At 72.6% G+C, this 22973-nt stretch carries 21 protein-coding genes; 7 read left to right on the top strand and 14 right to left on the bottom strand.

Going from position 1 to position 22973, the window contains the following annotated elements:
- Positions 1–60 precede the first annotated feature (60 nt).
- Both FDO65_RS17115 and FDO65_RS17110 read left to right on the top strand, forming a co-directional pair.
- Positions 61–2001, top strand: coding sequence for an ATP-binding protein (locus FDO65_RS17115; RefSeq protein ID WP_137450932.1), 1941 nt, complete (start codon positions 61–63; stop codon positions 1999–2001).
- Positions 1989–2666, top strand: coding sequence for a response regulator transcription factor (locus FDO65_RS17110; RefSeq protein WP_137450931.1), 678 nt, complete (start codon positions 1989–1991; stop codon positions 2664–2666). Before FDO65_RS17115 ends, FDO65_RS17110 begins: the two co-directional genes overlap by 13 nt.
- Positions 2667–2981: 315 nt before the next feature.
- Here FDO65_RS17110 and FDO65_RS17105 read toward each other — a convergent pair whose 3' ends face one another.
- The 6 genes from FDO65_RS17105 to FDO65_RS17080 all read right to left on the bottom strand — a co-directional run bounded on the left by FDO65_RS17105 (position 2982) and on the right by FDO65_RS17080 (position 9547).
- Positions 2982–3704, bottom strand: coding sequence for a CPBP family intramembrane glutamic endopeptidase (locus FDO65_RS17105; protein ID WP_420847551.1), 723 nt, complete (start codon positions 3702–3704; stop codon positions 2982–2984).
- Between the two features lie 62 nt (positions 3705–3766).
- Positions 3767–4720: an NAD(P)H-binding protein gene (locus FDO65_RS17100; RefSeq protein ID WP_137450976.1), complete on the bottom strand. Its 954-nt coding sequence runs from the start codon at positions 4718–4720 to the stop codon at positions 3767–3769.
- Between the two features lie 145 nt (positions 4721–4865).
- Positions 4866–5783 (bottom strand): HAD family hydrolase, encoded by a 918-nt coding sequence (locus FDO65_RS17095; RefSeq protein ID WP_205850119.1) that lies wholly within the window; start codon positions 5781–5783, stop codon positions 4866–4868.
- A 7-nt stretch (positions 5784–5790) separates the two neighbouring features.
- A complete protein-coding gene (locus FDO65_RS17090) occupies positions 5791–6942 on the bottom strand; it encodes a cysteine protease StiP family protein (protein WP_137450930.1) in 1152 nt (383 codons plus the stop codon).
- The gene (locus FDO65_RS17085; RefSeq protein WP_137450929.1) at positions 6939–8366 is read right to left on the bottom strand and encodes a phosphoribosyltransferase family protein; all 1428 of its coding nucleotides are present in this window, start codon (positions 8364–8366) and stop codon (positions 6939–6941) included. The genes FDO65_RS17090 and FDO65_RS17085 overlap by 4 nt, the downstream gene beginning before the upstream one ends.
- A complete protein-coding gene (locus tag FDO65_RS17080) occupies positions 8363–9547 on the bottom strand; it encodes an HpcH/HpaI aldolase/citrate lyase family protein (RefSeq protein ID WP_137450928.1) in 1185 nt (394 codons plus the stop codon). The genes FDO65_RS17085 and FDO65_RS17080 overlap by 4 nt, the downstream gene beginning before the upstream one ends.
- A 349-nt stretch (positions 9548–9896) precedes the next feature.
- Between FDO65_RS17080 and FDO65_RS17075 the strand changes: the two genes are divergently transcribed.
- Together FDO65_RS17075 and FDO65_RS17070 are read left to right on the top strand one after the other, a co-directional pair.
- Complete coding sequence (locus FDO65_RS17075) at positions 9897–10472, top strand: TerD family protein (protein WP_137450927.1); 576 nt, start codon at positions 9897–9899, stop codon at positions 10470–10472.
- A gap of 145 nt (positions 10473–10617) precedes the next feature.
- The gene (locus FDO65_RS17070; protein WP_137450974.1) at positions 10618–11787 is read left to right on the top strand and encodes a DUF475 domain-containing protein; all 1170 of its coding nucleotides are present in this window, start codon (positions 10618–10620) and stop codon (positions 11785–11787) included.
- Positions 11788–11892: 105 nt separating this feature from the next.
- Here FDO65_RS17070 and FDO65_RS17065 read toward each other — a convergent pair whose 3' ends face one another.
- A complete protein-coding gene (locus FDO65_RS17065) occupies positions 11893–12069 on the bottom strand; it encodes a lasso RiPP family leader peptide-containing protein (RefSeq protein WP_137450926.1) in 177 nt (58 codons plus the stop codon).
- 481 nt (positions 12070–12550) lie between these two features.
- Here FDO65_RS17065 and FDO65_RS22285 point away from each other — a divergent pair, with 481 nt between their 5' ends.
- On the top strand, positions 12551–13057 hold the full coding sequence (locus FDO65_RS22285; protein ID WP_166442261.1) for a hypothetical protein: 507 nt from the start codon (positions 12551–12553) through the stop codon (positions 13055–13057).
- Here FDO65_RS22285 and FDO65_RS17055 read toward each other — a convergent pair.
- The 6 genes from FDO65_RS17055 to FDO65_RS22270 are packed head-to-tail and all read right to left on the bottom strand — an operon-like array spanning position 12991 to position 18288.
- Positions 12991–14223 (bottom strand): asparagine synthase-related protein, encoded by a 1233-nt coding sequence (locus FDO65_RS17055; RefSeq protein WP_137450924.1) that lies wholly within the window; start codon positions 14221–14223, stop codon positions 12991–12993. The two genes, FDO65_RS22285 and FDO65_RS17055, sit on opposite strands and share 67 nt — an antisense overlap.
- Positions 14220–15581, bottom strand: coding sequence for a nucleotidyltransferase family protein (locus FDO65_RS17050; protein WP_166442260.1), 1362 nt, complete (start codon positions 15579–15581; stop codon positions 14220–14222). Before FDO65_RS17050 ends, FDO65_RS17055 begins: the two co-directional genes overlap by 4 nt.
- Positions 15578–16528: a hypothetical protein gene (locus tag FDO65_RS22280; protein ID WP_166442259.1), complete on the bottom strand. Its 951-nt coding sequence runs from the start codon at positions 16526–16528 to the stop codon at positions 15578–15580. Before FDO65_RS22280 ends, FDO65_RS17050 begins: the two co-directional genes overlap by 4 nt.
- On the bottom strand, positions 16525–16821 hold the full coding sequence (locus FDO65_RS17045; RefSeq protein WP_137450922.1) for a PqqD family protein: 297 nt from the start codon (positions 16819–16821) through the stop codon (positions 16525–16527). The genes FDO65_RS22280 and FDO65_RS17045 overlap by 4 nt, the downstream gene beginning before the upstream one ends.
- Positions 16814–17641 (bottom strand): ABC transporter permease, encoded by an 828-nt coding sequence (locus tag FDO65_RS22275; protein ID WP_166442258.1) that lies wholly within the window; start codon positions 17639–17641, stop codon positions 16814–16816. The genes FDO65_RS17045 and FDO65_RS22275 overlap by 8 nt, the downstream gene beginning before the upstream one ends.
- On the bottom strand, positions 17638–18288 hold the full coding sequence (locus FDO65_RS22270) for an ABC transporter ATP-binding protein (protein ID WP_166442257.1): 651 nt from the start codon (positions 18286–18288) through the stop codon (positions 17638–17640). Before FDO65_RS22270 ends, FDO65_RS22275 begins: the two co-directional genes overlap by 4 nt.
- Positions 18289–18567: 279 nt before the next feature.
- Between FDO65_RS22270 and FDO65_RS17030 the strand changes: the two genes are divergently transcribed.
- Both FDO65_RS17030 and FDO65_RS17025 read left to right on the top strand, forming a co-directional pair.
- Positions 18568–20643 carry an alpha-galactosidase gene (locus tag FDO65_RS17030; protein WP_137450919.1) on the top strand — a complete coding sequence of 692 codons (2076 nt, stop codon included), beginning with the start codon at positions 18568–18570 and terminating at the stop codon, positions 20641–20643.
- On the top strand, positions 20640–22190 hold the full coding sequence (locus tag FDO65_RS17025; RefSeq protein WP_240757681.1) for a glycoside hydrolase family 31 protein: 1551 nt from the start codon (positions 20640–20642) through the stop codon (positions 22188–22190). The genes FDO65_RS17030 and FDO65_RS17025 overlap by 4 nt, the downstream gene beginning before the upstream one ends.
- A 6-nt stretch (positions 22191–22196) precedes the next feature.
- On the opposite strand, the gene FDO65_RS17020 is transcribed toward FDO65_RS17025, so the two are convergent.
- The gene (locus FDO65_RS17020; protein ID WP_137450918.1) at positions 22197–22919 is read right to left on the bottom strand and encodes an SDR family NAD(P)-dependent oxidoreductase; all 723 of its coding nucleotides are present in this window, start codon (positions 22917–22919) and stop codon (positions 22197–22199) included.
- Between the last annotated feature and the right edge of the window lie 54 nt (positions 22920–22973).

Raw genomic sequence — 22973 nt, 5'->3', positions numbered from 1 at the left:
GGCGGACATCGGTGCTCTGACCTATTCCGCTCCGCGCCCCACCCCGCCACGATGCTGGACATGGCCCCGACCGATCCCCGACCCCGCGTCCGCGGCCGCGGAGCGCTGCTCGGGTCGGTCGCCGGTCTCGTGGGCGTGGTCGTCGCCTCGACGCTGCCCTGGCTGGACCCGGAGTTCCGGCTGTCCGCCCCGACCCGCTGGGCGATGGGGGTGGCCGGCGCCGCCGTCCTGGCGGTGGCCGCGCACGCCCGGGCCGATCGTCGATGGACCGGCATCCGATCGGTCCCGACGCTCGGCGTCGCGCTCGGAGTCGCCATGCTCGCGTACCCGGTACTGATGAGCGTGGCGGCCGCCGGGCTGGGCGGCCCCGGGACCGAACTGGCCGCGGCCGCGTTCCACGTCGTGCCCCTGACCCTGGTCCAACTGATCCCGGTGCTCGCGGCGAGCCGGGTGAGCGGTCGGCGTCACCGTCGGTGGGAGACGGCCGTCATCGCCACCGCCGGAGTCAGCGCGGTGGCCACCGGGCTCGGGCTGCTGGTCCTGCCCCAGGTCACGGCCCTGCTCGTGGTCGGCCAGTTGACCTGGTTCGGCGGTTTCGTGCTGGCCCCGGCGGGTGCGTGGAGCGCCGTCCGGGGCGCCGCCGGGGAGGCCCGGCGCCGAGCGGTGGTGGCCGGATTGGCCGCTCCGCTCCCGCCCGCCGTCATCGGTTGGTGCCTGCTGGTGGCCGCGTTGGGTACCAGCCTGGGCTGGAGCGACGACAGCGCCGTCACCGGCCTGCTGCTGGGCTACTCGGTCGGTTGCGCCGCCGCGGCCGGGCTGGCGATGGTCGCCGTCGGTCCGTCCGCCAGTGGTCTGCTCACGGTGCGGGCGGTCGTCGCCGCCCTGCACACGTTGCTGGCCGTGCTGGCCGTGATCGTCGGACTGGCCGTGGCGCTCATGGCCACGTCGCTCGACCTGCCCGCCCCGGCCGCGTTGGCCGTCGGTGCCGGGGCGACAGCCCTCGTCGCACTGCCGTGGATGTCGTTGCAGGCGTGGATCCGCCGGGTGGTCGACCCGGCACGGGAATTCGCGGACGCCATCGCCGCCGACGGGAACGGCCCGGACGAGGCCCGGGCGGCCGTGGCGCTGCAGGTGCTGCGGGACATCGTGCAGGACCCCACGCTTGCACTGTGCTGGCGGGTCGACGACGAGACCTGGGTCGACACCGATCTCGAGCCGGTCCCGGCCCTGGGCTTCGTCGACCCGGTGGACCTCGCCCGGGACGGGGACGGCCGGGCCACCGTCCGGGCCCACCCCGGCACCGCCGCGGTCCGCAGCAGGTTGACCGCGCTCGGCGACTGCAGCGCGGTGTTGCGGCCCGCGCTGCTGCAGATCCGGGTGGCCCGGGAACTGATCAGGGCCGACGCAGCGGCCGAGCGTGAGCGGGAGAGGCTGCGCCAGGACCTGCACGACGGCTTGCAGGGCCGTTTGCTGGGGTTGGCCCTGCACCTACAGCTGTCCGGGGCCGAACTCGACGATCCCACCGCCCGCCTGCTGGTCGCCGAGACCGTCGGCTCACTGCGGGACCTGGTGCACGACGTCCGGGCGCTGGGCGGCGGCAGCCTGCCCGAGGTGCTGGTGCACGGCGGCTTGCCCGCCGCCCTGCCGGTCCTGCTCGACCCGGTCGCCGCGCTGGTCGACCTGCGGCTGACCCCGCAGCGCTTCGAGGCCTCCCTGGAGGCCACCGCCTACTTCATCGTCGGCGAGGCGGTGAGCAACGCCCTCAAGCATGCGGCCGCCGCCCGCATCCAGGTGGACGTGACCGGGCCGGATCCCGGCCCGGACGGCCGGCGACTGTCGGTCGTCGTCCGAGACGACGGCCGCGGGGGTGCCGATCCGCGCCTCGGGACCGGGCTGCGCCGGCTGGCCGAACGGGTCGCCGGGCACGGCGGAGTGCTGCTGGTCCGCGATAACGAGGCCGGGGGAACGGTTGTCGAGGCGGTGCTGCCGTGCGGGTCGTGATCGCCGAGGACCAGGTGCTCTTACGGGACGGCCTGGTGCGCCTGCTGCGGGCTTCCGGTCACGAGGTGGTCGCGCAGGTCGGCGACGCCCGGTCGTTGGTGACCGCCGTCAACGACGGCCGTCCGGATCTGGTGCTGGCCGACATTCGGATGCCCCCCGACCACCTCGACGACGGGGCCCGGGCGGTCGCCGAACTGCGCCGGCGGTTCCCGACCCTGGCCGCTCTGATGCTCAGCGACCTCGCCGACCCGGGATTATTGGCGATGCTGCTCCGCGACGGCGCCCAGGCGTTCGGCTACCTGCTCAAGGATCGCGTACTGGACACCACGACCTTCCTGCACGATCTGCGCGCCGTGGCCACCGGCGGCACCGTGATCGACCCGGCCGTCGTCGACGGCTTCGTGCGCCGCGACGGCGGCCGACTGGCGGTTCTCACCGAGCGTGAGCGAGAGGTGCTCGGGCATGTTGCCGCCGGACGGAGCAACGCCGGCATCGCCGCCGCACTCTTCATCTCCCGCCGAACGGTCGACGCCCACCTGCGTGCGGTGTTCGACAAGCTCGATCTGGCCGCCGATCCCGACGACAACCAGCGCGTCCGCGCCGTGGTGACCTGGTTGACCGCAGGACCATCCTCGGCCGGAGCGCGCTCCGACAACACGCGATGATCGACTGGGCGCCCACATCCTGATCGGGTGACGCTAGGTCACGTCTTATCAAAGTTGCGTCCAGGCGGTAACAGTTGCTGAGGAAAGCGCGAGAATGACGTCAGGAGCGCGTGATCGCCGTCACCCTCCGCCCGCAGCCCTTCCGCCGTTGAAGCCCGACGTCGGATCGGCCGAAAGAGGCCCGCAGCACGCCGCTGTGGGCCTCTTTTCTGTTCCGGGCCGGCCCGCAGCACGGCCGGGGTTCCGGGCCTCTTTTCTGTTCCGGGCCGGAGCCCGCGGCACGGCCGGGGTTCCGGGCCCGCAGCACGGCCGTGCTCAGACCGCGTTGAACAGCGGCGGCAGCACCAGCAGCATCGTCAGCGACCAGGTGCAGTGCGTGATGATCGGGCTGAGGATGCCGCCGCTGGCCCGGCGTTCCAGGCCGACGACCACTCCGAGGAGTACCGCGGCGAAGACCAGCATCGGGTTCAGGGTGGTGATCGTGGCGGCCGCGTAGATCACCGTCGAGATGGCGACGGGGTGGCGGCTGCCGATGGCGGCGAACAATGCGCCACGGAAGAAGATCTCCTCGGCGATCCCGTTGAGGAACGTGATGAGTACGACGACCGGCAGCCACTGGTAGCGGGCGAAGTCGAGGATCGACTCGACCTCGCCGCGCAGCCACGGGACCTCCCGCACCATCAGCGCGCCGCCGACGAAGACCAGCCCCAGCAGCAGCCCGAGCAGCAGCGGGGTGATGATCGGCCGGCGCAGCTGATTGCGGAACTGGATCCGCCCCAGATGCAGCGGACCCGACGCGAAACCGCCGATCACCCAGGTCGCCGCCAGCGCGATGGTCAGCGGATAGAAGGCCGCGGATTCCCGCGGCACGTTCAGCGAGATCCCGAGCAGCGTGCCACCGACCACCAGGGTGATGGCGGCGACGATGCGCCGTCGCCGGAAGGCGGCGTCGGTCTGCCGGTGATCACGGTCCACGCGGTCGACCAGCAACGGGTCGACGACGGAGCGCAGGCGGGCGAAACGGCGGGGAGCGGGCAGCGAACGGCCCGGCGCCGGACGCGTGTCCGGCCCGGTCTCCGAGGGTCCGGTACCCGCAGCCGTCACCGCTGGGACCCGCCCGCCGCCGCGGCGCTCCGGCCGGCCTTGTCGTCGCCGTCCTGGACGGCGGGGTCGGCCGCCCGCTCGGCCAGCGCCACCCGCACGGCCTCGTCGTAGCCCATCGGCTCGCCGGGGACGACGTCGAGGATGCTGTGGTCGGTGACCACCACCTCGTTGTTCATCGAGTCGATGAGGTTGCGGGCGGTGGACTGGTCGACGTCGGTGACCAGCGACAGCCACAGGGACGACAGTCGCGGCGTGAGCAACGGCACCGGCAGGATCGGCGGCACCCGCTTCCCGCTGACGGCCGCGACCCGCTTGAGCATGTCGGCGTAGCACAGCACCTCGGGGCCGCCGATCTCGAAGATCCGGCCCTTGGCCGCGGGGTTGTCCAGGACGCCCACCAGGTACCGCAGCACGTCCCGCAGGGCCACCGGCTGCGTCTTCGTCTTGACCCACTTCGGCGCGACCATGGCCGGCAGGTGGTCGACCAGCTGCCGGGTCATCTCCCACGAGATCCCGCCGTGCCCGATCACCACCGCGGCCCGCAGCACCGTCACCGGCACCCCGCCCTCACCCAGGTACTTCTCCACCTCGCGCCGCGAGCGCAGGTGGTCGGACAAGTGGTCCTCGACCTTGCCCAGACCACCCAGGTAGATGATCTGCCGCACGCCGGCCTTCGCCGCGGCCGTGCCGAAAGCTCTCGCGGCGGCGGCGTCCTTCTCCACGAAGTCGTCGGAATCCAGGGAGTGCACGAAGTAGTAGGCGACGTCGACGCCGTCCAGGGCGGCGCTCAGGCTGTCCGGGTCGCTCACGTCGCCGAAGACGGCGGTCCCGGCGCCGTCGTAGTCGTCGGGATGACGGGTCATGGCGCGGACGTCGTGACCGGCCTCGACGAGCTGGGGGGCCAGACGCGATCCGACGAATCCGGAGGCGCCGGTGACCAGGACGCTCAGGGACATGGCGTGATTCTCCGACTCTGCGAGGGAACGTGCTGACGGCGGACAGCGATGTTCGCCCTGACAAGCGCGTGCCCGTCCGCGGACGGGGATAAACGGCGACGGCCGGGAAGCGTGGACCGGTGCCGGAACGAAGGCCGGATCAGCTGGTCGGGACGACGTCCGGGTCCAACCGGGCCAGCAGCCAACCGAGCATCTCCTCGCCGGCCCGGATGCCGGCCGCGGTGGCGACGGCGACGTGGGGACGGCGCCAGTCGGACTCGGCCAGCTCGCCGTGCGGCGGACGGATGGCGGCGGCGGCCAGCGACAGCATCCCGGCGTCCAGCGACCCGTCGCCGGCGGCCAGCAGCCGGGTCGCGCCGGTGCGCCGCAGCACCTCGGTCACGGCGGCGTCCTTGGTCAGGCCGACGGGCAGCGCGTAGACCTTGCGGCCCTGCCGGGACACCGCCCACCCGTGCGCGCCGCACCAGGCGGACCAGTGGGGCAGGAAGTCGTCGGGCATGGTCGCGAGGTCGACGACGAGGTAGCAGAACAGGTCGTCGGCGATGCGTCGGCTGCGGGTCCACCCGCCGAGGCGGGTGTCGAGTTCGGCGACCACCTCGTCCAGGGGCGCGCTGCGCTCGGCCAGCACCGTCCGGACCGAGCGGTGCCAGTCCTGGTCGTCGACCCCGTCGACCAGCAGCCGGCCGCCGTTGCTGGTCACCGCGTAGCGCGTCGGGCCGCCGGGGACGCGGACCCGCTCGAACTGGGCCGGGGTCCGGGTGGTGGTCGGCACCACGGTGGCCCGCTCCCGCAGGTCGAGCAGGTGGCCGATCGCGCCGACCGTCATGAACGACTGCTCGGCCCCGTCCAGTTCCTCGACGCAGCGCAGGTCGGCCGGGTCGACCGCACCCTGGGCCGTGGGGTCACCGCCGGACCGGTCGATCGCGGTCCGCGAGTAGATGAGGGTGCGGTCCAGGTCGAGGGCGACCACGGGGGGCGCGCCGGCCACGGTGGCCGCCGCGGTCGGGACGGGCACGCCCCGGTCGGTCCCGCCGACCGTCAGATCGGATCCGGTCATCGCCCGCTCACCCCTCGCCCTGCACGCCGGTCAACGGCTTCACCAACCCGACACAGCTGTAGGCGAGGTCCGGCACCACCTCGACGGGCACCCCGCGCTGCTCCGCGAGCATCCGCAGGTGGGCGTGGTCGGGGTGGTCGGCCTCCCGGACCAGCACCTTCCACGGGATCCGACGCAGCAGCACCCGGGTGGCCTCGCCGACTCCGGGTTTGACGAAGTTGACGGACTCGATGCCGTACTCGGCGCGGATCCTTTCCACGGCGGCCCAGCCGCTGAACGTCGGCGTGCGGTCCAGGGCGCCGACGCTCTCGACCTCCGCGGGCACCCGGTCGGCCACCGCGGCGAACCGGCTGCTGACAGTGTCGACGAACCGGTCGGAGACGTCGGCGTCGGCCAGTTCGGCGTAGAACTTCGCCCCGTGGAAGTCGTTCGGACCGATCAACGCGCGGTTCAGCACCGTGCGCGACACCAGGCCGGACACCGTCGAGTTCAGGCAGGCCGACGCGATGAGGAAATCGTCGCGGGTGCCGAACGTGCGGACGCAGTGTCCCGGATCGGCCAGCACGGCCAGGTCGTCGCTGAACCGTGGGCCGCCCGCCCTGGCGACCTCGTCCAGCGCGGCGGTCAGCTCGCGGGCGATGGCCCCCTTGCCGGTCCAGCCGTCGACGAAGACGACGGACGCCGGGTCGTGGTGGGCGGCCAGGTAGTCGAGCGCGACGGTGTCGATCCCGCGCGCCCGGACGATGGAGACCGCATAGTGCGGCAGCGTGCGGTCGTGCCGGAACCGCGCCCATCGGCGCATGAGCACGCCGATCGGGGTGCCCGCCCGGGCGAGCGAGGCCAGGACCACCGAGCCGTCCGGGGTCGCGGCGGCGCGTTCGGCCAGGACGAGTTCGGTGACCGTCGCGACGGCCAGGGCCAGCCGGTCGGCGGTCTGCGCCAGGATGGCGGCGAACAGCTCCTGGTAGGCGGCGTCGGGTTGGTACTCGATCGGCAGGGACTCGGCGTAGTGCGCGGTGCCGGCCTGGATCGCCGCTTCCCGGGCGGCCAGGTCGGCCTCCAGCCGGACCGCCGACAGATCGGTCAGCAGCCAGGCGACCTCGTCGGTGGGGTAGCTGCCGAATCCCGGCCCGCGCAGCGGCGGGGGAAGGGCGGTCATCGCTGCTCCCCGGCCGGGACGGTGACGGCCAGGACCGGCCGCCCGGTGGCCCGGGCCAGCGCGGCGGCCACCCCGTCGGGCCCGGAGGATTCCTGCCCGTCGTCGACGACCACCAGCACGTCGGCCTCCCCGCCGTCGAAGTCGACGTTGTAGACGAGCCGGTCGACGTCGCCGCCGGTGCCGTCGTCGGCCGGGCGCCGGTGGTCGACGCGGCGACGGATCGGATACCCCGGGTCGTCCAGGACGTGCACCGGCGACCGGGTGGTCGACTGGTAGCGGACCGGCAGGCCGAGTCCGGCGAGGTCCATCGCGACCCGCAGCGGCAGGTACATCAGCTCCTCGGTGCCGACGACCAGCACCCGCGACCCGTCCCGGCCGGCCACCGGCGCGAGCTCCTCCAGGGCGGACCGCACGTCGGTGGCCACCCGCCGGACGGCCGCGTCGAAGGCCAGCACGTCGGACGGACCGAAACCGTGTCGACCGCCGGTCGGCACCCCGGCGGGCCAGGTCGCGGTCAGGGCGTGGACGGACCCCGGACCGCTGGCCGGTGCGCTCGCCGGCGAGGTCGCCGGCAGGGTCCGGGCGACGCGTTCCACCGTGCCGTCCGGCACCTCGACCGACCCCGAGCAGAGGGCGACGACATCGATCCGGCAGCCCAACCGGGCCGCCGTGGCGGTGCGCATCCCGTCGGATTCGGGGGTGCGGACGTCGACCAGTCCGGCCAGCAGATACCAGGGGCGGGGGTGCCGGGCGTGCAGCGCCTCGATGACGTTCAGGGCGGTGCGACCGGTCGACAACTCGTCGTCCACCAGCACCAGCGGACCCGACCCGACCAGCAGGTCCGGATCGGCCGGGCGCAGCAGATGCCCGGTGGCGTGTGAGTGCGGCTCGCTGAATTCGGCGGCCACCGGCACGTCGCCGACGGTCCGCCGGGTGGAGTGCAGGTACGGCGAGCCGAGCTGGTCGGCCACCAGGTGCCCGAGCGAGGTCGCCGTCTCGGCGAACCCCAGGGTGAGCAGTCCAGCGGGGTCCGGCGGGTCGCCCGCCGGCGGGGCCTGGGCGAGCAGCAGGGCACACAGCGACTCTGCGGCCCCCGGGCGACCGTCGACCGCGGCGCGCGTCGCCACCGACCAGAACGGCGGCGGGCTAGCGGCGGGGCCGTCCGGTCCGGCGTCCAGACGCAGACGGACCAGCGCCCCCAGCAGCCGCCCCAGTCCTGCGATCAGCAGCGGATCGGCGGGCAGGTGCTTGCCCAGCACCGTGGACACGAGCAGCTGCGCGCGGCGCGGATTGCGGCGCAGCGCCAACTGCACGAGGTCGTCGAAGGCCAGACCGACCGGAGAGTGCCGGTGCCGGCTGGTCACCCCGAAGGTCGCCGTCACGTAATCGGCGGGCCGCGCGGGAACGGTGGCCTGACCGGTCATCGGGCGTCCGCCGCGGCGGGCCGGGCCTGCACGTGGGCGGTCAGCAGGTCGACGAAGGACACGCCCTCGGCGGCCACCCCGAAGACCTCGGCCCGCAACAACGTGCGGTGGGCCCAGTTGCGGTGCGGTTTGGCCTCGTTCATCTTGTCGCCGTACCCGGACTTCGTGACCCCGCCGCCCGCCGACTCCGGCCGCAGCACGTCCTGGGCATCGCTGAACTCCTCGTGCGAGACCACCGCGAAGGCGGTGATGGGGGCGACGTGCCGGGGGTGGATGACCGACTTGCCGGTGAGGCCGTTGGCGCGATCCAGGATGGCCTCCCGGATGAGCCCGTCGACCGCACCCCGCAGCAGCTCGGTGCGCAGACCCGCCGCCGACCGTTCCTCGAACGGGCTGTACCGGAGCTGCGGGCGCAGCAGCCGTTCATGATCGGCGAAGTACTCCCAGACCGGTCCAGTGATGGCGAACCCGGTCCCGTCGGCCCGTCCGAACAGGTTGACGACGTGGCTGATCAGCTCGGACGCCACCCCGACGTCGTAGATCGACAGGTCCCGGTCACGGCGGATACCGAACAGCCCGCACAGATCGGTGGCCCCGATGCGGACCGACAGGATGCGGTCCCGGTGGGCTTCGAGCAGCCCGCGGATGCCGAGCAGCTCGGCTTCCCGCGTCTCCCGGTAGAGCACCTCGCGGGTCTCCAGCACCGGCATCGCGTACAGCGGGGACGGGCAGTGGGCGGCGGCCTGTCCCACGGCGTCCAGGTACTCGACCCCGCGGAGCGCCGAGAACTTGGGCAGCACGAAACCGCTGACGGCGGCGAGATCGGCGCCGAGCTGGTCGGCCAGCCAGCCGACCTGCTCGGGCGCCCGCACCCGGACGAAGACCAGCGCCGGCGGCGGGTCGGCGGCCAGGTCGCGCACGGTCTCCACCGTCGACGACAGGGCCGACTCGGTGGAACCGTCCGGGATGGCGTCCTCCAGGTCCAGCACCATCGATCGCACGCCGGCGGCCGCCTGCCGGCGCACTGTCGGGGCGAGGGCCGCCTTGGTGGCCGGGATGTAGAGAGTGGCGCCGAGGGCGGTGGCCAGCAGTTCGCGTTCGCTGTATTGGTCGAACGCGCCGGGTGGGTGCAGGAACAGCTGGTGTCGGACCTCGTCCGACAGATGCTCGAAATGCCTCACGAAGCCTCCTTCGGCCGGTCGGTGCCGCCGGTCGGCGGTGTCGTCACCGGCCCGGCGGGCTGCTGGGGTGGGGCCCCGGGTCGGTCTGATCCGGACCCGTGGGGAACTCCGATGGCGCGGGGGCGGTTCACCCTGCAGGATCCGGCCCGGGCGTCGACGCCGTCGCACACCGGCCGGATCAGGGTTCTTTCCGGGTCGACCCCGGCCGCCGGGGAACAGCCGGTGGGCGGAGGATGACCGGGGAAGCGTACCGGCCACCGGGGTCGGCGCCGCCGGTCCACCGCGTCCGGTCGGTGAACATCAGCCGTGCGGGTGTCGAACAACAGAGGTTCAGAAGGGGAAGAACAGCATGGGTGTGAGCTTGACCAAAGGTGGCAACGTCTCGCTGACCAAGGCAGCACCGGGACTGAAGGCGGTGGCCGTCGGTCTGGGGTGGGACGTCCGGTCGACGACCGGCACCGATTTCGATCTCGACGCCAGCGCACTGGGACTGGGCGAGGACCACAAGATCGTCTCCGACGAATACTTCGTGTTCTTCAACAACACCAAGTCCCCGGAGGGTGCGATCGAGCACAAGGGCGACAACCTGACCGGCGAAGGTGAGGGCGACGACGAGGTCATCGCCGTCGACCTCTCGACCGTCCCGACCTCGGTGAGCTCCATCGTCTTCCCGGTCTCGATCTACGAGGGTGACGCCCGGGGCCAGTCGTTCGGCCAGGTCCGCAACGCGTTCATCCGGGTCGTCAACACCGAGGACAACAACGAGCTGGCCCGCTACGACCTGTCCGAAGACGCCTCCACCGAGACCGCGATGGTCTTCGGCGAGCTGTACCGCAGCGGCACGGAGTGGAAGTTCCGGGCCATCGGCCAGGGCTACGCCGCCGGCCTCGCCGGCATCGCGCGGGACTTCGGCGTCAACGTCTGAGGCTGCGCCCGGGCTGGCCGCTGCCGGCCCGGGCATCGCCGGATGGTGTGAAACGGCCGATTTCGCCTGAGAGACTGATGAGAGGCGTTCCGGTCCTGAAGACGGAGCCGGCCCGCCGCTGTATCCCCTCCGTCGAAGGATGGCCGTGCATCTCAAGATCTTCATGTGGTCGTACATCGTCACCGCGATCTCGCTCGTGGTGGCGTTCTTCTACGGCGGCTGGCAGGCCCTGATCCTGTGCGTGATCCTCGGGATCCTCGAGGTGTCGCTCTCGTTCGACAACGCGGTCATCAACGCGACCGTGCTGGAACGCATGAGCGACTTCTGGCAGAAGATCTTCCTGACCATCGGCATCGTCATCGCCGTGTTCGGCATGCGGTTGCTGCTGCCGCTCGTCATCGTGTGGGCCGCGGCCGGCCTGCCGCCGGTCGAAGCGTTCCGCCTGGCCATGAACCCGCCGGCCGACGGGGCGGCGTACTTCCCGGACGGCAGCCCGTCGTACGAGACGCTGCTGACCGACGCGCACCCGATCATCGCCGCGTTCGGCGGCATGTTCCTGCTGATGCTGTTCCTCAACTGGCTGTTCGAGGAGAAGGAGCACACCTGGCTGAGCTTCCTGGAGAAGCCGCTGGCCAAGGCGGGCAAGCTCGATTCGATGGCCATCCTGGTCGCGGCGGTCATCCTGGTGCTCGCGGCCGAGTTCCTGGCCGAGGAGCCCGAGGTCGTGCTGCTGTCCGGGCTGCTGGGTCTGATCGTCTACCTGGCCGTGAACGGACTCGGCAAGCTCTTCGAGAACCCGGAGACGGTCGGCGCCCACCAGGACGCCGACGCCCCCCAGGACACCACCGCGGTGGCCGACCCGTCCGCCGGGCAGACCGAGCAGGCGAAGGCGTCCCGCAACTCCACGCTCGTCCGGGCGACCGGTAAGGCCGGCTTCTTCCTGTTCCTCTACCTCGAGGTGCTCGATGCCTCGTTCTCGTTCGACGGCGTCATCGGCGCGTTCGCGATCACCTCGGACCCGATCATCATCGCCCTGGGCCTCGGTCTGATCGGCGCCATGTTCGTCCGGTCGCTGACCGTCTTCCTCGTCCGCAAGGGCACCCTCGCCGAGTACGTCTACCTCGAGCACGGCGCCCACTGGGCCATCGGTGCGCTGGCCGTGATCCTCATGGTGTCGATCGGCTTCCACGTCAGCGAGTTCATCACCGGTCTGCTCGGCGTCTTCTTCATCGGCGCCGCCTTCCTCACCAGCGTCCGCCGCAACAAGCGGCTGGCCGCCGAGGGGCACGCCGAGGACGCGAAGCTGCACGTCTGAGCGGCGGGCCGCCGGGCCTGCTGAACGCCGAAGATCCCCGGACGCAGATGCGTCCGGGGATCTTGGTATTCGGGCTTCGTCCGCCGGTCTGGCGTCAGGGACAGGTCAGTTGAAGACGACGCTGCCGTCGTCGCCGGACGAGTCCGTGCCGCTGCCAATGGTGTCGGTGGTGAAGTTCTCGTTGGCCCCCCGAGTGAGGTCGGCCAACGTGCCCAGCGCGGTCAGGGTCGGGCGGGTGTACGGGCGTCCGGCGGGGACGGACTGCGCGTGGTCCACGGGCATTGCGGCGCTCCTTGGTGACGGCGGGCCCGCGATGTCCGCGGCCTGGCGAGAATGAACGACCGAACTGTAAAACACGCGCGGCCGGCCACTGATGACCGCAGAATCAATGACGATTCCTGGGCGATGACGTTCGGTGAGAAAATTCGGCAGGAACGGGTCGCCGGTGACACCGCCGCTGCACGCGGAAGCGCTGGAAGGGGCGGTCGGTGACCGGTGCGCCAAATGGCTCTACCCATCAGAGTGTGATCACGACGCTCGGCGCCAATCACCGGATCAGGGCATCGTGACATGGGAAGACGACTCCGGCTGTCGGCGTGGCACGATGACACTGCGTGTCCGCCGGGGTGGGCGGCCACGGGTGTCGAGCCGGCGGATCACCGCTGCAGAATGCCGGAATGTCGAAATGGATGACACCGGGCCGCCGGGTGGTGAACGGGGAAGGCCGGTGGCGTCGAAATGGAATCGGGGGGTTCTGATGCACATGAGGGACAAAGGTGTGCGGCGCCGTGGGTTGCCCGCCGGTCGAGCGGCGCGGGCGGCCGTCGTGTCCGCGGCCCTGGCCGCGGTCGCGTTCACGTCGGCCTGCAATGGTGAGACGGCCACGACACCGCCCGTGACGAGCGGTTCCCTGACGTCCGCCGCGCCGACATCGTCCGGGGGAGCGCCCTCGGGCAGCCTTTCCGGGTCAGCGTCCGCGACGAGCAGCGTCGCCGGTTCATCCACCCCGGCGTCGTCCGCGCCGGCCGCCCCCACCAGTACGGCGGCGTTGTCGTCCGCCCCGGTGACCACGGCGGCCGCCCCCGCGCCGGCCGCCTCCGCCGCCCCGGCCCCGGCCACCACGGCCGACCCCGCCACCACGGCGGCGCCGGCCCCGGCCACCACCGCTGCCCCGTCGCCGCCGGTCGGCAGCGCCGGTATCGATCAGCCGGCCCCGGGTCCGGCCGGGGGCAGCAGCGGGGACAGCGGGGACAGCGGCGAGATCGGCTGACCCTGGCGCGCCAGGGCGACGTGCAGCAGCAGCGCGTTGCTCCGGACCGGTCCCCGGTCGCGCCAGACCGACAGCAGCCGGTCGACGTCGAGCAGGTCCCGGACGTCGGTCGGCAGCTGATCGGGGTCGAAGTGGGCGGTGGCCTCCCGCGTGGCCGACCGCTGGAACGCCTCGGACAGCACGGCCTTCGGGTGCTGCTCGGTCACCACCGCGGGCAGCCGGCCCCCGGCCAACAGGTGGAACAGCGGGGTTCGCCGGATGGGTGGGAGGACGTCGAGCAGGTCACCCAGCTGCGTGAGGAACACCGGGTCGAACAGCGGGTGCCCGACCCGGGCGTCGCAGCGGTCGGCCATCCGCTCGATGCCGGCGAGCGCGACCTGGGTGAAGCGACTCCCGGCCTCGCGGATCAGCCGCTGCCGGGCCGGCAGCAGCCGCCACCGCCGCCGGGCGGTCAGCAGTTCCTGGCACCTTCGTCGGGCCGCCGGCTGCAACCAGGGCAGATCGGCCGGTGGCCGCAGTGCCGACTCCATCCCGAGTGGGAGCGCCGCCAGCGCGCGGGTGCGGGGCCGGAACCGACGGCCGTGACCACCGATCAGCTGGTCGCCGCCGAATCCGGTGAGCAGCGTGCCGCCCGCGGCCGCCTCGAGCAGCGGCAGGTGGGTGTACATGTTGGCCGGCACCTGCGGTCCGACCAGGTCGAGCATGCGCAGGGCCACGGGGCCGCAGAAGTCGAGTTCGTCGCCGATGGTCAGCACCAGCGGTTCGCCGAGCGGTCCGTGGTCGCGGAGTGCGCCGAGGACCGCGACCTGCCGGGCCGTCTCGTCGGCCCGTGGGGCGTCGGTGAACCGCAGGATGATCGGGACCGGTGGGGGCAGTCCGTCGGTACGGGCGACCGCGGCCGCCACGGCGAGGACGAACGAGGAGTCCATCCCGCCGGAGAAGCTGACCAGGCAGCGGCCGCCGGCCAGCGCGGGGCGGACCGCATCCGCCAGGGCCTGGTAGGCCGCGTGCGCCCGCCGCGCCATCTCGGCAGCGGAGGTGGACGGTGGCCGCCCGGCTCGCGACCAGGCCCGCGTCGGAGCGTCCGCGGTCTCCAACGCTGACCCGTAGGCGATCTCCAATGCGGTGAGGGGAGCGGGCGGTGGCCGGCCGGCCCCGTCGGTCACCGTTCCTCCGAGCCGGCCCACGGATGACGGTGCAGGGCGGTGAAGTCACCGCGGGCGTCCTGCCCGTCCAGCCACGCGTGGGCCCGGACGGCGCCGCCGTCGTCGTGGCGGACCCCGACCACGACGTCACGGGGACGACCGAGTCGGCCGTGCCACTCCTGCCAGACCAGGGCCGTGGGCAGGCAGGACACCCGCCCGAGGCGCAGGGCGCGGGTGATGGCCCCCCGATCCTGGGACCGGGGCGGCCGCGGTGGGGTCGGCACCCGGACCTGGTCGATCGGGGTCCGGCGCAGCCGGCGGTGCAGGACGGCCGCGGACCAGAGCGCCCAACCGGCGGCCGCCCAGCGACGGGGGTCCACCAGACCCGACCGGCGCCGTCTTGCGCCACCGGTGATGGCCGCCCCGGACCGACGGGCCCGCCGGAGGTCCCGGACCGCACCCGGGGCACCGCTGACCGCACGGCGCAGCCGCGAGCCGTAGGCCAGGGCCAGTCCGCGTGGTCCCTGGGTCGCCCGCGGATCCCCGAGCGCCAAGAACGCCGGTGACGGGAACACCCGGCGGGCGACCTGCCGGGCGATGTCCCGCGGGCCGTGCTGTTCATGCAGCACCTTGGCCAGGTTGACGCTGATCCGGGACTGCTGCCGGCCGGCCAGCCACAGATGTGCGGGCACCGCTGACCCCGTCCGACCCAGCGGGCCGCGGAGTTCGTCGCGGCGGGCGGGCGAGAGCAGGTCGATCGCCGCGGCGAGCGCGTCATCGGCGCCCAGCGTGCGGCCCCACCGGACGGCGGCGAGCCAGGTGTCGGCATCGACGAGGGCGTCGGCGCGCTCGAGATCGACCTTCGGGTGCCGGGCCTTGCCGGGGGATGCGGCGTGCAGCAGCACGAGCAGCGTGCTGCCGACCGGTCCCGGGACGTCGACGCGCGTTCCGCCGACCATCATCGGTTCCCGTTCGCCACCGAGCAGGTCGAACAGTTTCCCGGGGTGCGCCACCCCGGCGAATCCGCGGTGCAGGTCGATCGCGCCCATCAGCCCGGGGGGTGCGGCGAGCGGGGCTTCGTACCAGGGGAATTCGCCTTCGCCGACGCCCTGCAGCCGCCAGCGGTAGCCGGCAGCGACGAGCACCCGGCAGGCGGCGTCGAAGTCACCGGGGCGCACCAGGACGTCGACATCGGTGTAGACGCGGGCCGCCGGGTCCTCCGGGTAGAGCCGGACGGCCAGCCCCGGTCCTTTGAGCAGGAGACAGTCGATGTGGTTCGCCAGCAGCAGGCCGACGGTGTGGGCGGTGAGCTGATCCAGGGCCAGGCAGCGAAGGGCCGCAGACCGGCCGGGCCGGGCCGGGGTGGTGGGCGCGGTCACGAACGACGCCCGGTGAGTGGTGCGCCCGGGCCCGGGGCCGGTGTCGTGGTCCGCTGGTGCGGAAGCGCCCTCGGTGGACGGAGGGAGTGCTCGAGCGCGGCGATCACGTCGGGGACCGCGTCCCAGCGCCGCGGACGCAGGAGGTCGAACGCCGGGCGCAGGGCCAGGGAGAGCAGCTGTGAGGGGTCGGAGTCCCAGTCGGCGTAGGCGCGGGTCCGGGCCAGCCGGGACAGCAGTGCCGTGGGGGTGACGGGGCGGAGTTCGACCTCGGCGCCCAGGTCTTCGGTCCAGTGCAGGAACAGCCACCCGCCCAGGGGGAGCGACCGGGGCGCCTCGGGGAGCAGCAACCGGCGGCGGGTAGCGCCGCGGGCGGTGCGGTGCGGAAGGTCGACGCCGGGGACGGGCTGCCGCAGGTCGATGCTCCGGGGCCCGGTGTGGACCAGATCGCCCTCGGTCATCGCCATGTCGTCGGCGAGCACGGTGAGTCCCCGGCCGGCCAGAGCGGCCATCAGGCTGCTCTTACCCGCGGTCCGGCCCCCGCGGACCACCCAGGCCCGGCCGTGCAGGCCGAACACCCCGCTGTGGAAGGCCTCCCGGCCGTTCCATCGGGTGAACGGCGATGCGATCGGGGTGAGGTACGGGTGGGCCAGATCGGCCGGCTCCAACGCGGGGCCGAGCAGGGTGGCCACCCCGTCGACCCGGCCGGATCCCACTGTCGGCTCCATCATCAGCACCCGGCCGTCGGTGAGCGTGCGCACCGACCGGACCGGGCGGGGACCGATGGGTATCGGGGCGGGCGCGACCCGGTCGACCTGACGGACGGTGACGGCCGGTCCGGCGGGATCATCGGACGTGGCGACGGGCAGGCCGGGGACGCCGGCGAGCCCGGGGAAGCGCAGGCCGTAGACGAACGCGTCACCGTCCCCGCCGCTCGGGGTGGTGCTCATCCGCCGGGCCGTTCTTCGACCAGCAGCCCGGCCGCCCGCAGCTCGTCGAGGAAGGTGCGGACGTCAGCGGCGGCATCGGCCGGACCCGCCTGGCCGAGGGAACCGACGAGCGCGGCTTCGTCGGTTCCGTCGACCAGAGCCGGCCAGAGCAGGGCGGCGGTGTGGTTGAGCTCGAAGTAGGCCGAGCCGGCCAGGTCGAGGACCACCACGTGCTCGCCCAGGGATCGCCAGGTGCAGCGGGCGGTGTCGATCCGCAGGCGTGGCCCGGTGACGGTCGACGGAGATTCAGGCACGGTGGAGTCCTCCTCGGTGACGGGCGATGGTGACGGCCCCCTGGTGCAGGGCGGTCGCGAGAACGAGCAGGATGACGGCGGTCGGGGCGAGCAGCACCCAGAGCCCGGCCCAGGGCGCGCCGGACAGTGCGGCCCGCAGTGCGGCGATCACGGTGTGGGTCGGTAGCACCTCACCGACTGCGGCCAGCGGCGTAGGCAGTTGGGACAGCGGCGCGAAGACGCCGGAGACCAGGCCGAGGCCGGCGAGCAGGATCCGCGCGACGGTGGCGCCGGCGGACAGGGCGACGGCGGCGGCGGCGCAGAGGATGCAGACCCCCCAGGTGACGAGCGTGCCGGTCACGAGCACCACCGTCACGCCCCACCAGCTGGCGTGTCCGACGGGGACGCCCAGCAGGGCGATGGCCAGCGCCAGGTAGAGCACGCAGCGGATCAGGCCCTGCAGGGTCGGCCCGGCCGCGCTGGCCAGGGCCAGCACCGGCGGGCGGGTCGGCCCGCACAGGGTCCACTCCAGGACGCCCGAGCGCAGCGACTCCTGGGTCCGGGCGACGGTCTGCCCGGCGGCGACCTGGATCTGCATCAGTGCGGCGATCCCGACGGCGACGAAGCCGAAGGTGGCGGCCCGATCCGGGCCGGCGGCGACCAGCCAGTGGGTGAGGATCGCGAAGCTGCCCAGATTGATGAGGCCGAAGACGGCGTCGAGGACGAGCGGGGACCGGTGCAGCCGGCGGCGGGGATGGCCGGCGCGCACCAGGGCCCGGAAGGCGGCTGCGGCCGGGACGGTCGCGGCGGTGACCGGTCCCGTCGTCTGCAGGGCGGTCAACGCGGACCCGGGCCGGAACGGGCCGGCAGGCTCACGGTGGCGGCGCAGCGTTCGGCGTCCTGCGGGTCGTGGGACACCAGGACCACGGTGGCCTGCGGGCGGGCGTCCAGGGCGGCCCAGAACCGGTCGCGTCCGTCGGCGTCCAGGCTGCGGGTCGGTTCGTCGAAGAGCAGGACGGGTGGGTCGGAGACCAGGGCGCGGGCGATGCTGACCCGGGCCCGTTGCCCGGCCGAGCAGTGCCGGATCTCCTGGGCGGCGTAGGCCGTCATGCCCATCTCGTCCACGACGTGGGCCGCCGCGACGGTGGCCGCGGGTCGGTCGGCCAGTCGCAGCCGGGCGCCGAGGACGACGTTCTCGCTCGCGGTGAGGCGGGGGTGCAGTCCGTTCTCCGGGTTCAGGCAGAGCCCGAGGGCGGCGCGCGCCGCCGGCGTCCCGGTGGGGTGCCCGGCGACGGTCATCCGGCCCTGTCGCAGCCGTAGGGCGCCGGCCAGGCAACGCAGCACGGTGGTCTTGCCGGCCCCGTTGGGCCCCGCCAGGTGCAGTCGCTGACCGGCCGCGACACTCAGGTGCAGGTCGGTCAGCACCCAGGTACGGCGGAGACGCACACCGGCCGCCTCGGCGGTCACCATCGGTTGGCGCGCATTCATGGACGGCCTCCCCCCGAAGTCACCGACAGTGAGTAACTGTAACTGAACGTTGATCGGCATGCCAGCACAGCAGGCGGGAAGTCCGGACTGAGGACGCCACTGGTCAACCCCTACTAAATTCACTACGGTTACTAAGTTCCCCCGCCCCGTGATCGATAGAGGACAACGGTGACCCTCTCTGTCAGGCCGACCGCCACTTCCGCTGTGCCCGCTGTACCGACCAGTGGCGCGCTGCAATTCCCTTCGAGCCCACAGGATGCCGAAACCACTGTCCTGGTCATGGATCTGGCTGAGGACCAGCTTCCTCGGGTGGTGGCAGTCGACACCGCCGGCCGCGTCGGAGGCGATCCGGGCGGTGTCGTGGCCGCGGCCGGGTCGTGGGCGACTTCCTTGCTGCCTGAACATTGGGACAAGGTGACCACTCGACCGGCGTTGCGCGGCCACCGCATGGCGACGGGCGGCGGATCCGGGCGGGCCTGGTCCACCAGGTTCCTGACCAGCGACGTCGAGGTGACGGACACCCGGCTCGTGGTCCGCGCGGCCGACCCGGACGCCGAGCTGCGGTTGGTCACGGAGGTCGAGTCCCTGCCCGGCGGATCGCTGCGCCTACGGCACACCGTGATCAACGACGGAGCGGATCGCTACCTGGTCGAGGGATTGGACGTGGTCGTTCCGTGCCCGGACGACCACGTCGAGAGCCTGGACTTCACCGGTCGTCACGAGCGCGAACGCACGCCCCAGCGGCGGGCGATCACCGACGGCCTCTGGGTCCGCGAAGGCCGGCAGGGTCGGCCGGGCCTGGACGCCGCCGGCCTGCTCATCACCGGTCCGGCCGGGTTCGGGTTCGCCGGTGGCGCGCTGCTCGGCGTGCATGTCGCCTGGAGCGGCAATCACCTGCTGCGGCAGGAGCGCAACGGGGCGTCCGCGACGACGATCGGCGGCGGGGAGCATCTGCTGACCGGCGAGATGGAGCTTTTGGCGGGCGAGTCCTATTCGACCCCATGGGTTTTCGTCACGGCAACGGCTCGCGGCCTGGATGGTCTGGCGGCGGCTCTGCACGGGTGGCAGCGATCGCTGCCCACCCATCCCGGGGTCCCGCCGGTGACCCTGAACGTCTGGGAGGCCGTCTACTTCGACCACGACCTGGCTCGGTTGAAGGACATCGCCGACCGGGCGGCCCGAGTCGGTGTGCAGCGCTTCGTGCTGGACGACGGCTGGTTCCACCTGCGTAAGGACGACCTCGCCGGGTTGGGGGACTGGTGGGTCGATCCGTCGACCTGGCCCGACGGTCTGACCCCGCTCATCGAGTACGTGACCTCGCTCGGCATGGAGTTCGGTCTGTGGTTCGAGCCCGAGATGGTCAACCCGGACTCCGACCTCTTCCGGTCCCACCCCGAGTGGATCCTCTCGGTACCCGGTCGGCTGCCGTTGCCCCACCGCAACCAGGTCGTCCTGGATCTGAGTCGTCCTGAGGTGGTCGACCATCTGTTCGCCCAGATGGATGCGGTGCTGTCGGCGAACGACATCAGCTACGTCAAGTGGGACCACAACCGCGACCTGCTGGAGGCGGGGTCCGGGACCCGCGGTGGGGCGCCCGCCGTCCACGCCCACACCCTCGGCTACTACGCCCTGCTGGACCGTCTTCGGGCGGCCCACCCGCGGGTGGCCTGGGAGTCCTGCGCCTCTGGCGGCGGCCGCATCGATCTGGGGGTGTTGTCCCGGGTGCAGCGGGTGTGGACCTCCGACATGACCGACGCCCTGGCCCGACAGCAGATCCAGCGGTGGACGACCCAGGTCGCCGCACCGGAGTATCTGGGCGCCCACATCTCCGCCCCGACCTCACATCAGACGGCACGCACCCTGCCCTTGGCGTTCCGGGCGGCCACCGCCCTGTTCGGTGCGTTCGGTATCGAGTGGGACCTGTCGGAGGCCGACGACGACGCCCTGGACGAGCTGACCGGCTGGATCGAGCGGTACCGCCGGTTCCAGCCGCTGCTGCACGGCGGGCGGGTCACCCGGATCGACAGCGAGGACCCGGCCGTGCTGCTGCACGGCGTGGTCGCCGAGGACGGGCGCGAGGCATTGATCGCCCACGTCCAGATGGACGAGTCGGTCAGCAACCGCGGGGTCCGCGTCCGCATCCCGGGGCTGGTGGACGACGAGACGTACCAGGTCTGCTGGGAGGGACCGGTCGATGGGCGACGGCTCACCGACACTCCGGGCGTCGATCCGCTCGGGCCGACCGGCGGGGTGCCGGTGACCGGCCGGACGCTCGCCGCTACCGGCCTATGGATCCCGCGTCGTCGGCCGCAGACCGTTCTGCTGGCCCATCTGACCGCGGTGGGCCCCCGGTGAACGGGGCGACCATGCGCGTCGAGCTGTTGCCGGGCGAGCGCTGGTGGGGCGGTGCGGTTGCCGACGGGAAGGCCATGCCGTTCGGCGACCGTGCCCACGAGCGGGACCTGCGGGTGAATGTCGGCTTCCCCGACGACCCCGCCGACGGGTCGAATCAGGCTGCGCCGTTGCTGATCTCGAGCCGCGGTCGATCTGTGTGGTCGGAGAGTGCATTCGCGTTCGCCATCGACGCCGGGCAGCTGACCGTCATCGGCGGAGAGCCGATCCTGGTGGCGGCGGGTTCCACGCTGGCCGATGCCTTCCGGGCGGCCTCGGCCGCCTACTTCCCACCCAGCGGTCGGGCGCCGGCCGCCGAGATGTTCACCGGCCCGCAGTACAACACCTGGATGGAGCTGCCGTACACCCCGACGCAGCAAGGGGTGCTCGACTACGTCCGTGGCCTGCTGGACGCCGGCTTCCCGCCCGGGGTCGTGATGATCGACGACCGCTGGTCGATCGACTACGGCGATTGGCGGTTCGACCCGACCGCCTTCGCCGATCCGCGGGGGATGGTGGACCAGCTGCACGACTGGGGCTGTCAGGTGGTGCTGTGGCTGGTGCCGTACATCAGCCCGGACAGCCCGAACTTCCGCCGCCTGGAGGCGGACGGTCTGCTGCTGCGGGACGCCGACGGCGGGACGGCGATCCGCCGGTGGTGGAACGGGTACAGCGCCATCCTGGACTCGTCCAACCCGGCGGCGCTGCGGTGGCTGCGGACCGAACTGGACGTCCTGGTCGACACTTTCGGCGTCGACGGGTTCAAGTTCGACGGGGGCGACTCGCGCGACTACCTGGACGGCGACATCGGCCTGCACACCACGGATATCGCCGAGCACAGCCGGGCCTGGGGTGAGATCGGCCTGTCCTACCCGTTCAACGAGTACCGGTCGGGGTGGAAACGCGGCGGTCAGCCGCTGGCCCAACGTCTGCACGACAAGCCGGGGACCTGGGACGAGTCGGGGCTGCTGTCGCTGATCCCCGAGGGCATCGCCCAGGGCCTGCTCGGTTACTCCTTCAACTGCGCCGACATGGTCGGCGGGGGAGCGCTGGGATTGACCGAACGGTCCGACCTGGACCAGGAACTGTTCGTCCGCTACGCCCAGGTGGCGGCGCTGTTCCCGATGATGCAGTTCTCGCTGTCCCCGGATCGCGTGCTCGACACCGCAGCTTTGGACGCCGTTCTCGATGTCGTGCGGCTGCGGCAGGACCTGCTGCCCGAGATGCTCGACTGGGTGGACGATGCCGCGCGCACCGGTGAACCGATCCTGCGGGCACTGGCCTACGACTTCGCCGGGGACACCGTCGCCGAGCAGGTGACCGACCAGTTCACCCTGGGGGGCGGCATCCTCGTGGCCCCGGTGCTGGAGAAGGGTGCGACCAGCCGGCGGGTCTGGTTCCCGGCGGGCCGCTGGTCGGCCCCCGACGGGACCGTTCACGAAGGAGCGGCGTGGGCAGAGGTCCCGGTGACCCTCTCGACCCTGCCCTGGTTCCGCCGTACGGACGGCTGATCTCGATCACGCGGACGGCGTGTCTCGCCGGTCGAGCACTCCGGCCGCGGTCGGGGCGAACCCGCAGGCGTCCAGCGGTTCGGCGAACGTGCGGAACGCGTCCCGTTCGGTGTGCAGGGACCACAGCACATCGGCCAGCGCCTCCGGTGCGTGGCCGGGCGGTCCGTCGCCGATGCCGAACGGGATGATCAGCTGCGCGACGTGGATGCCGTGCGGGGCGAGCACCTCGTGCAGGAGTCGGGCGTAGGCGCTCTCGGCCGCGAAGGCGACCGAGGTCCCGGTGACCGCGTCGCGGGGTCGGACGGCGCTGGCCCCGTTGACGAACAGCAGTGTGCCCCGGCCGGCGGCCCGCATGGCCGGGAGAACCTGCCGGGCGGCGGCCACCGGTCCGTAGACCGACTGTTGCACCGGGCCGACCAGGTCGTCGACGGTCGTCTCCAGCACAGGCTTCATGAACTCGCGGGCCGGTGCCGGGCTGTACTGCAGCACCTGCACCGGTCCGAGTTCGGCGGCGGCGCGGTCGAGCGCCGTGGTCACCGCGTCGGGGTGGCGCGCATCGGCGACGAAGCCCGCCGCACGGTGACCGTCGCCGTGGAGTCGGGCAACCAGGTCCTCGACCGACTCCGGACGACGGGCGATGATGGCGACCGCGAAGCCCTCCCGGGCGAAACGACGGGCGACGGCCAGGCCCAGTCCGGCGCCGGCGCCGACGATGGCGAGTGTGCTCATCGGCGCGGCCGCTGTGGCGATTCGTCGGTCCTCATGCGTGTTCCTTTCGATAGG

It is taken from the genome of Nakamurella flava (assembly GCF_005298075.1).
GTDB lineage: Bacteria > Actinomycetota > Actinomycetes > Mycobacteriales > Nakamurellaceae > Nakamurella > Nakamurella flava.
This window is presented reverse-complemented; position numbering and strand designations above follow the sequence as displayed.

Coding starts and splice junctions, on each gene's coding strand:
- FDO65_RS17115 (WP_137450932.1), top strand. CDS start 61: ATGGCCCCGACCGATCCCCGACCCCGCGTCCGCGGCCGCGGAGCGCTG.
- FDO65_RS17095 (WP_205850119.1), bottom strand. CDS start 5,783: ATGACCGGATCCGATCTGACGGTCGGCGGGACCGACCGGGGCGTGCCC.
- FDO65_RS17090 (WP_137450930.1), bottom strand. CDS start 6,942: ATGACCGCCCTTCCCCCGCCGCTGCGCGGGCCGGGATTCGGCAGCTAC.
- FDO65_RS17085 (WP_137450929.1), bottom strand. CDS start 8,366: ATGACCGGTCAGGCCACCGTTCCCGCGCGGCCCGCCGATTACGTGACG.
- FDO65_RS17075 (WP_137450927.1), top strand. CDS start 9,897: ATGGGTGTGAGCTTGACCAAAGGTGGCAACGTCTCGCTGACCAAGGCA.
- FDO65_RS17065 (WP_137450926.1), bottom strand. CDS start 12,069: ATGCCCGTGGACCACGCGCAGTCCGTCCCCGCCGGACGCCCGTACACC.
- FDO65_RS22285 (WP_166442261.1), top strand. CDS start 12,551: ATGAGGGACAAAGGTGTGCGGCGCCGTGGGTTGCCCGCCGGTCGAGCG.
- FDO65_RS22280 (WP_166442259.1), bottom strand. CDS start 16,528: ATGAGCACCACCCCGAGCGGCGGGGACGGTGACGCGTTCGTCTACGGC.
- FDO65_RS22270 (WP_166442257.1), bottom strand. CDS start 18,288: ATGAATGCGCGCCAACCGATGGTGACCGCCGAGGCGGCCGGTGTGCGT.
- FDO65_RS17030 (WP_137450919.1), top strand. CDS start 18,568: ATGGATCTGGCTGAGGACCAGCTTCCTCGGGTGGTGGCAGTCGACACC.
- FDO65_RS17020 (WP_137450918.1), bottom strand. CDS start 22,919: ATGAGCACACTCGCCATCGTCGGCGCCGGCGCCGGACTGGGCCTGGCC.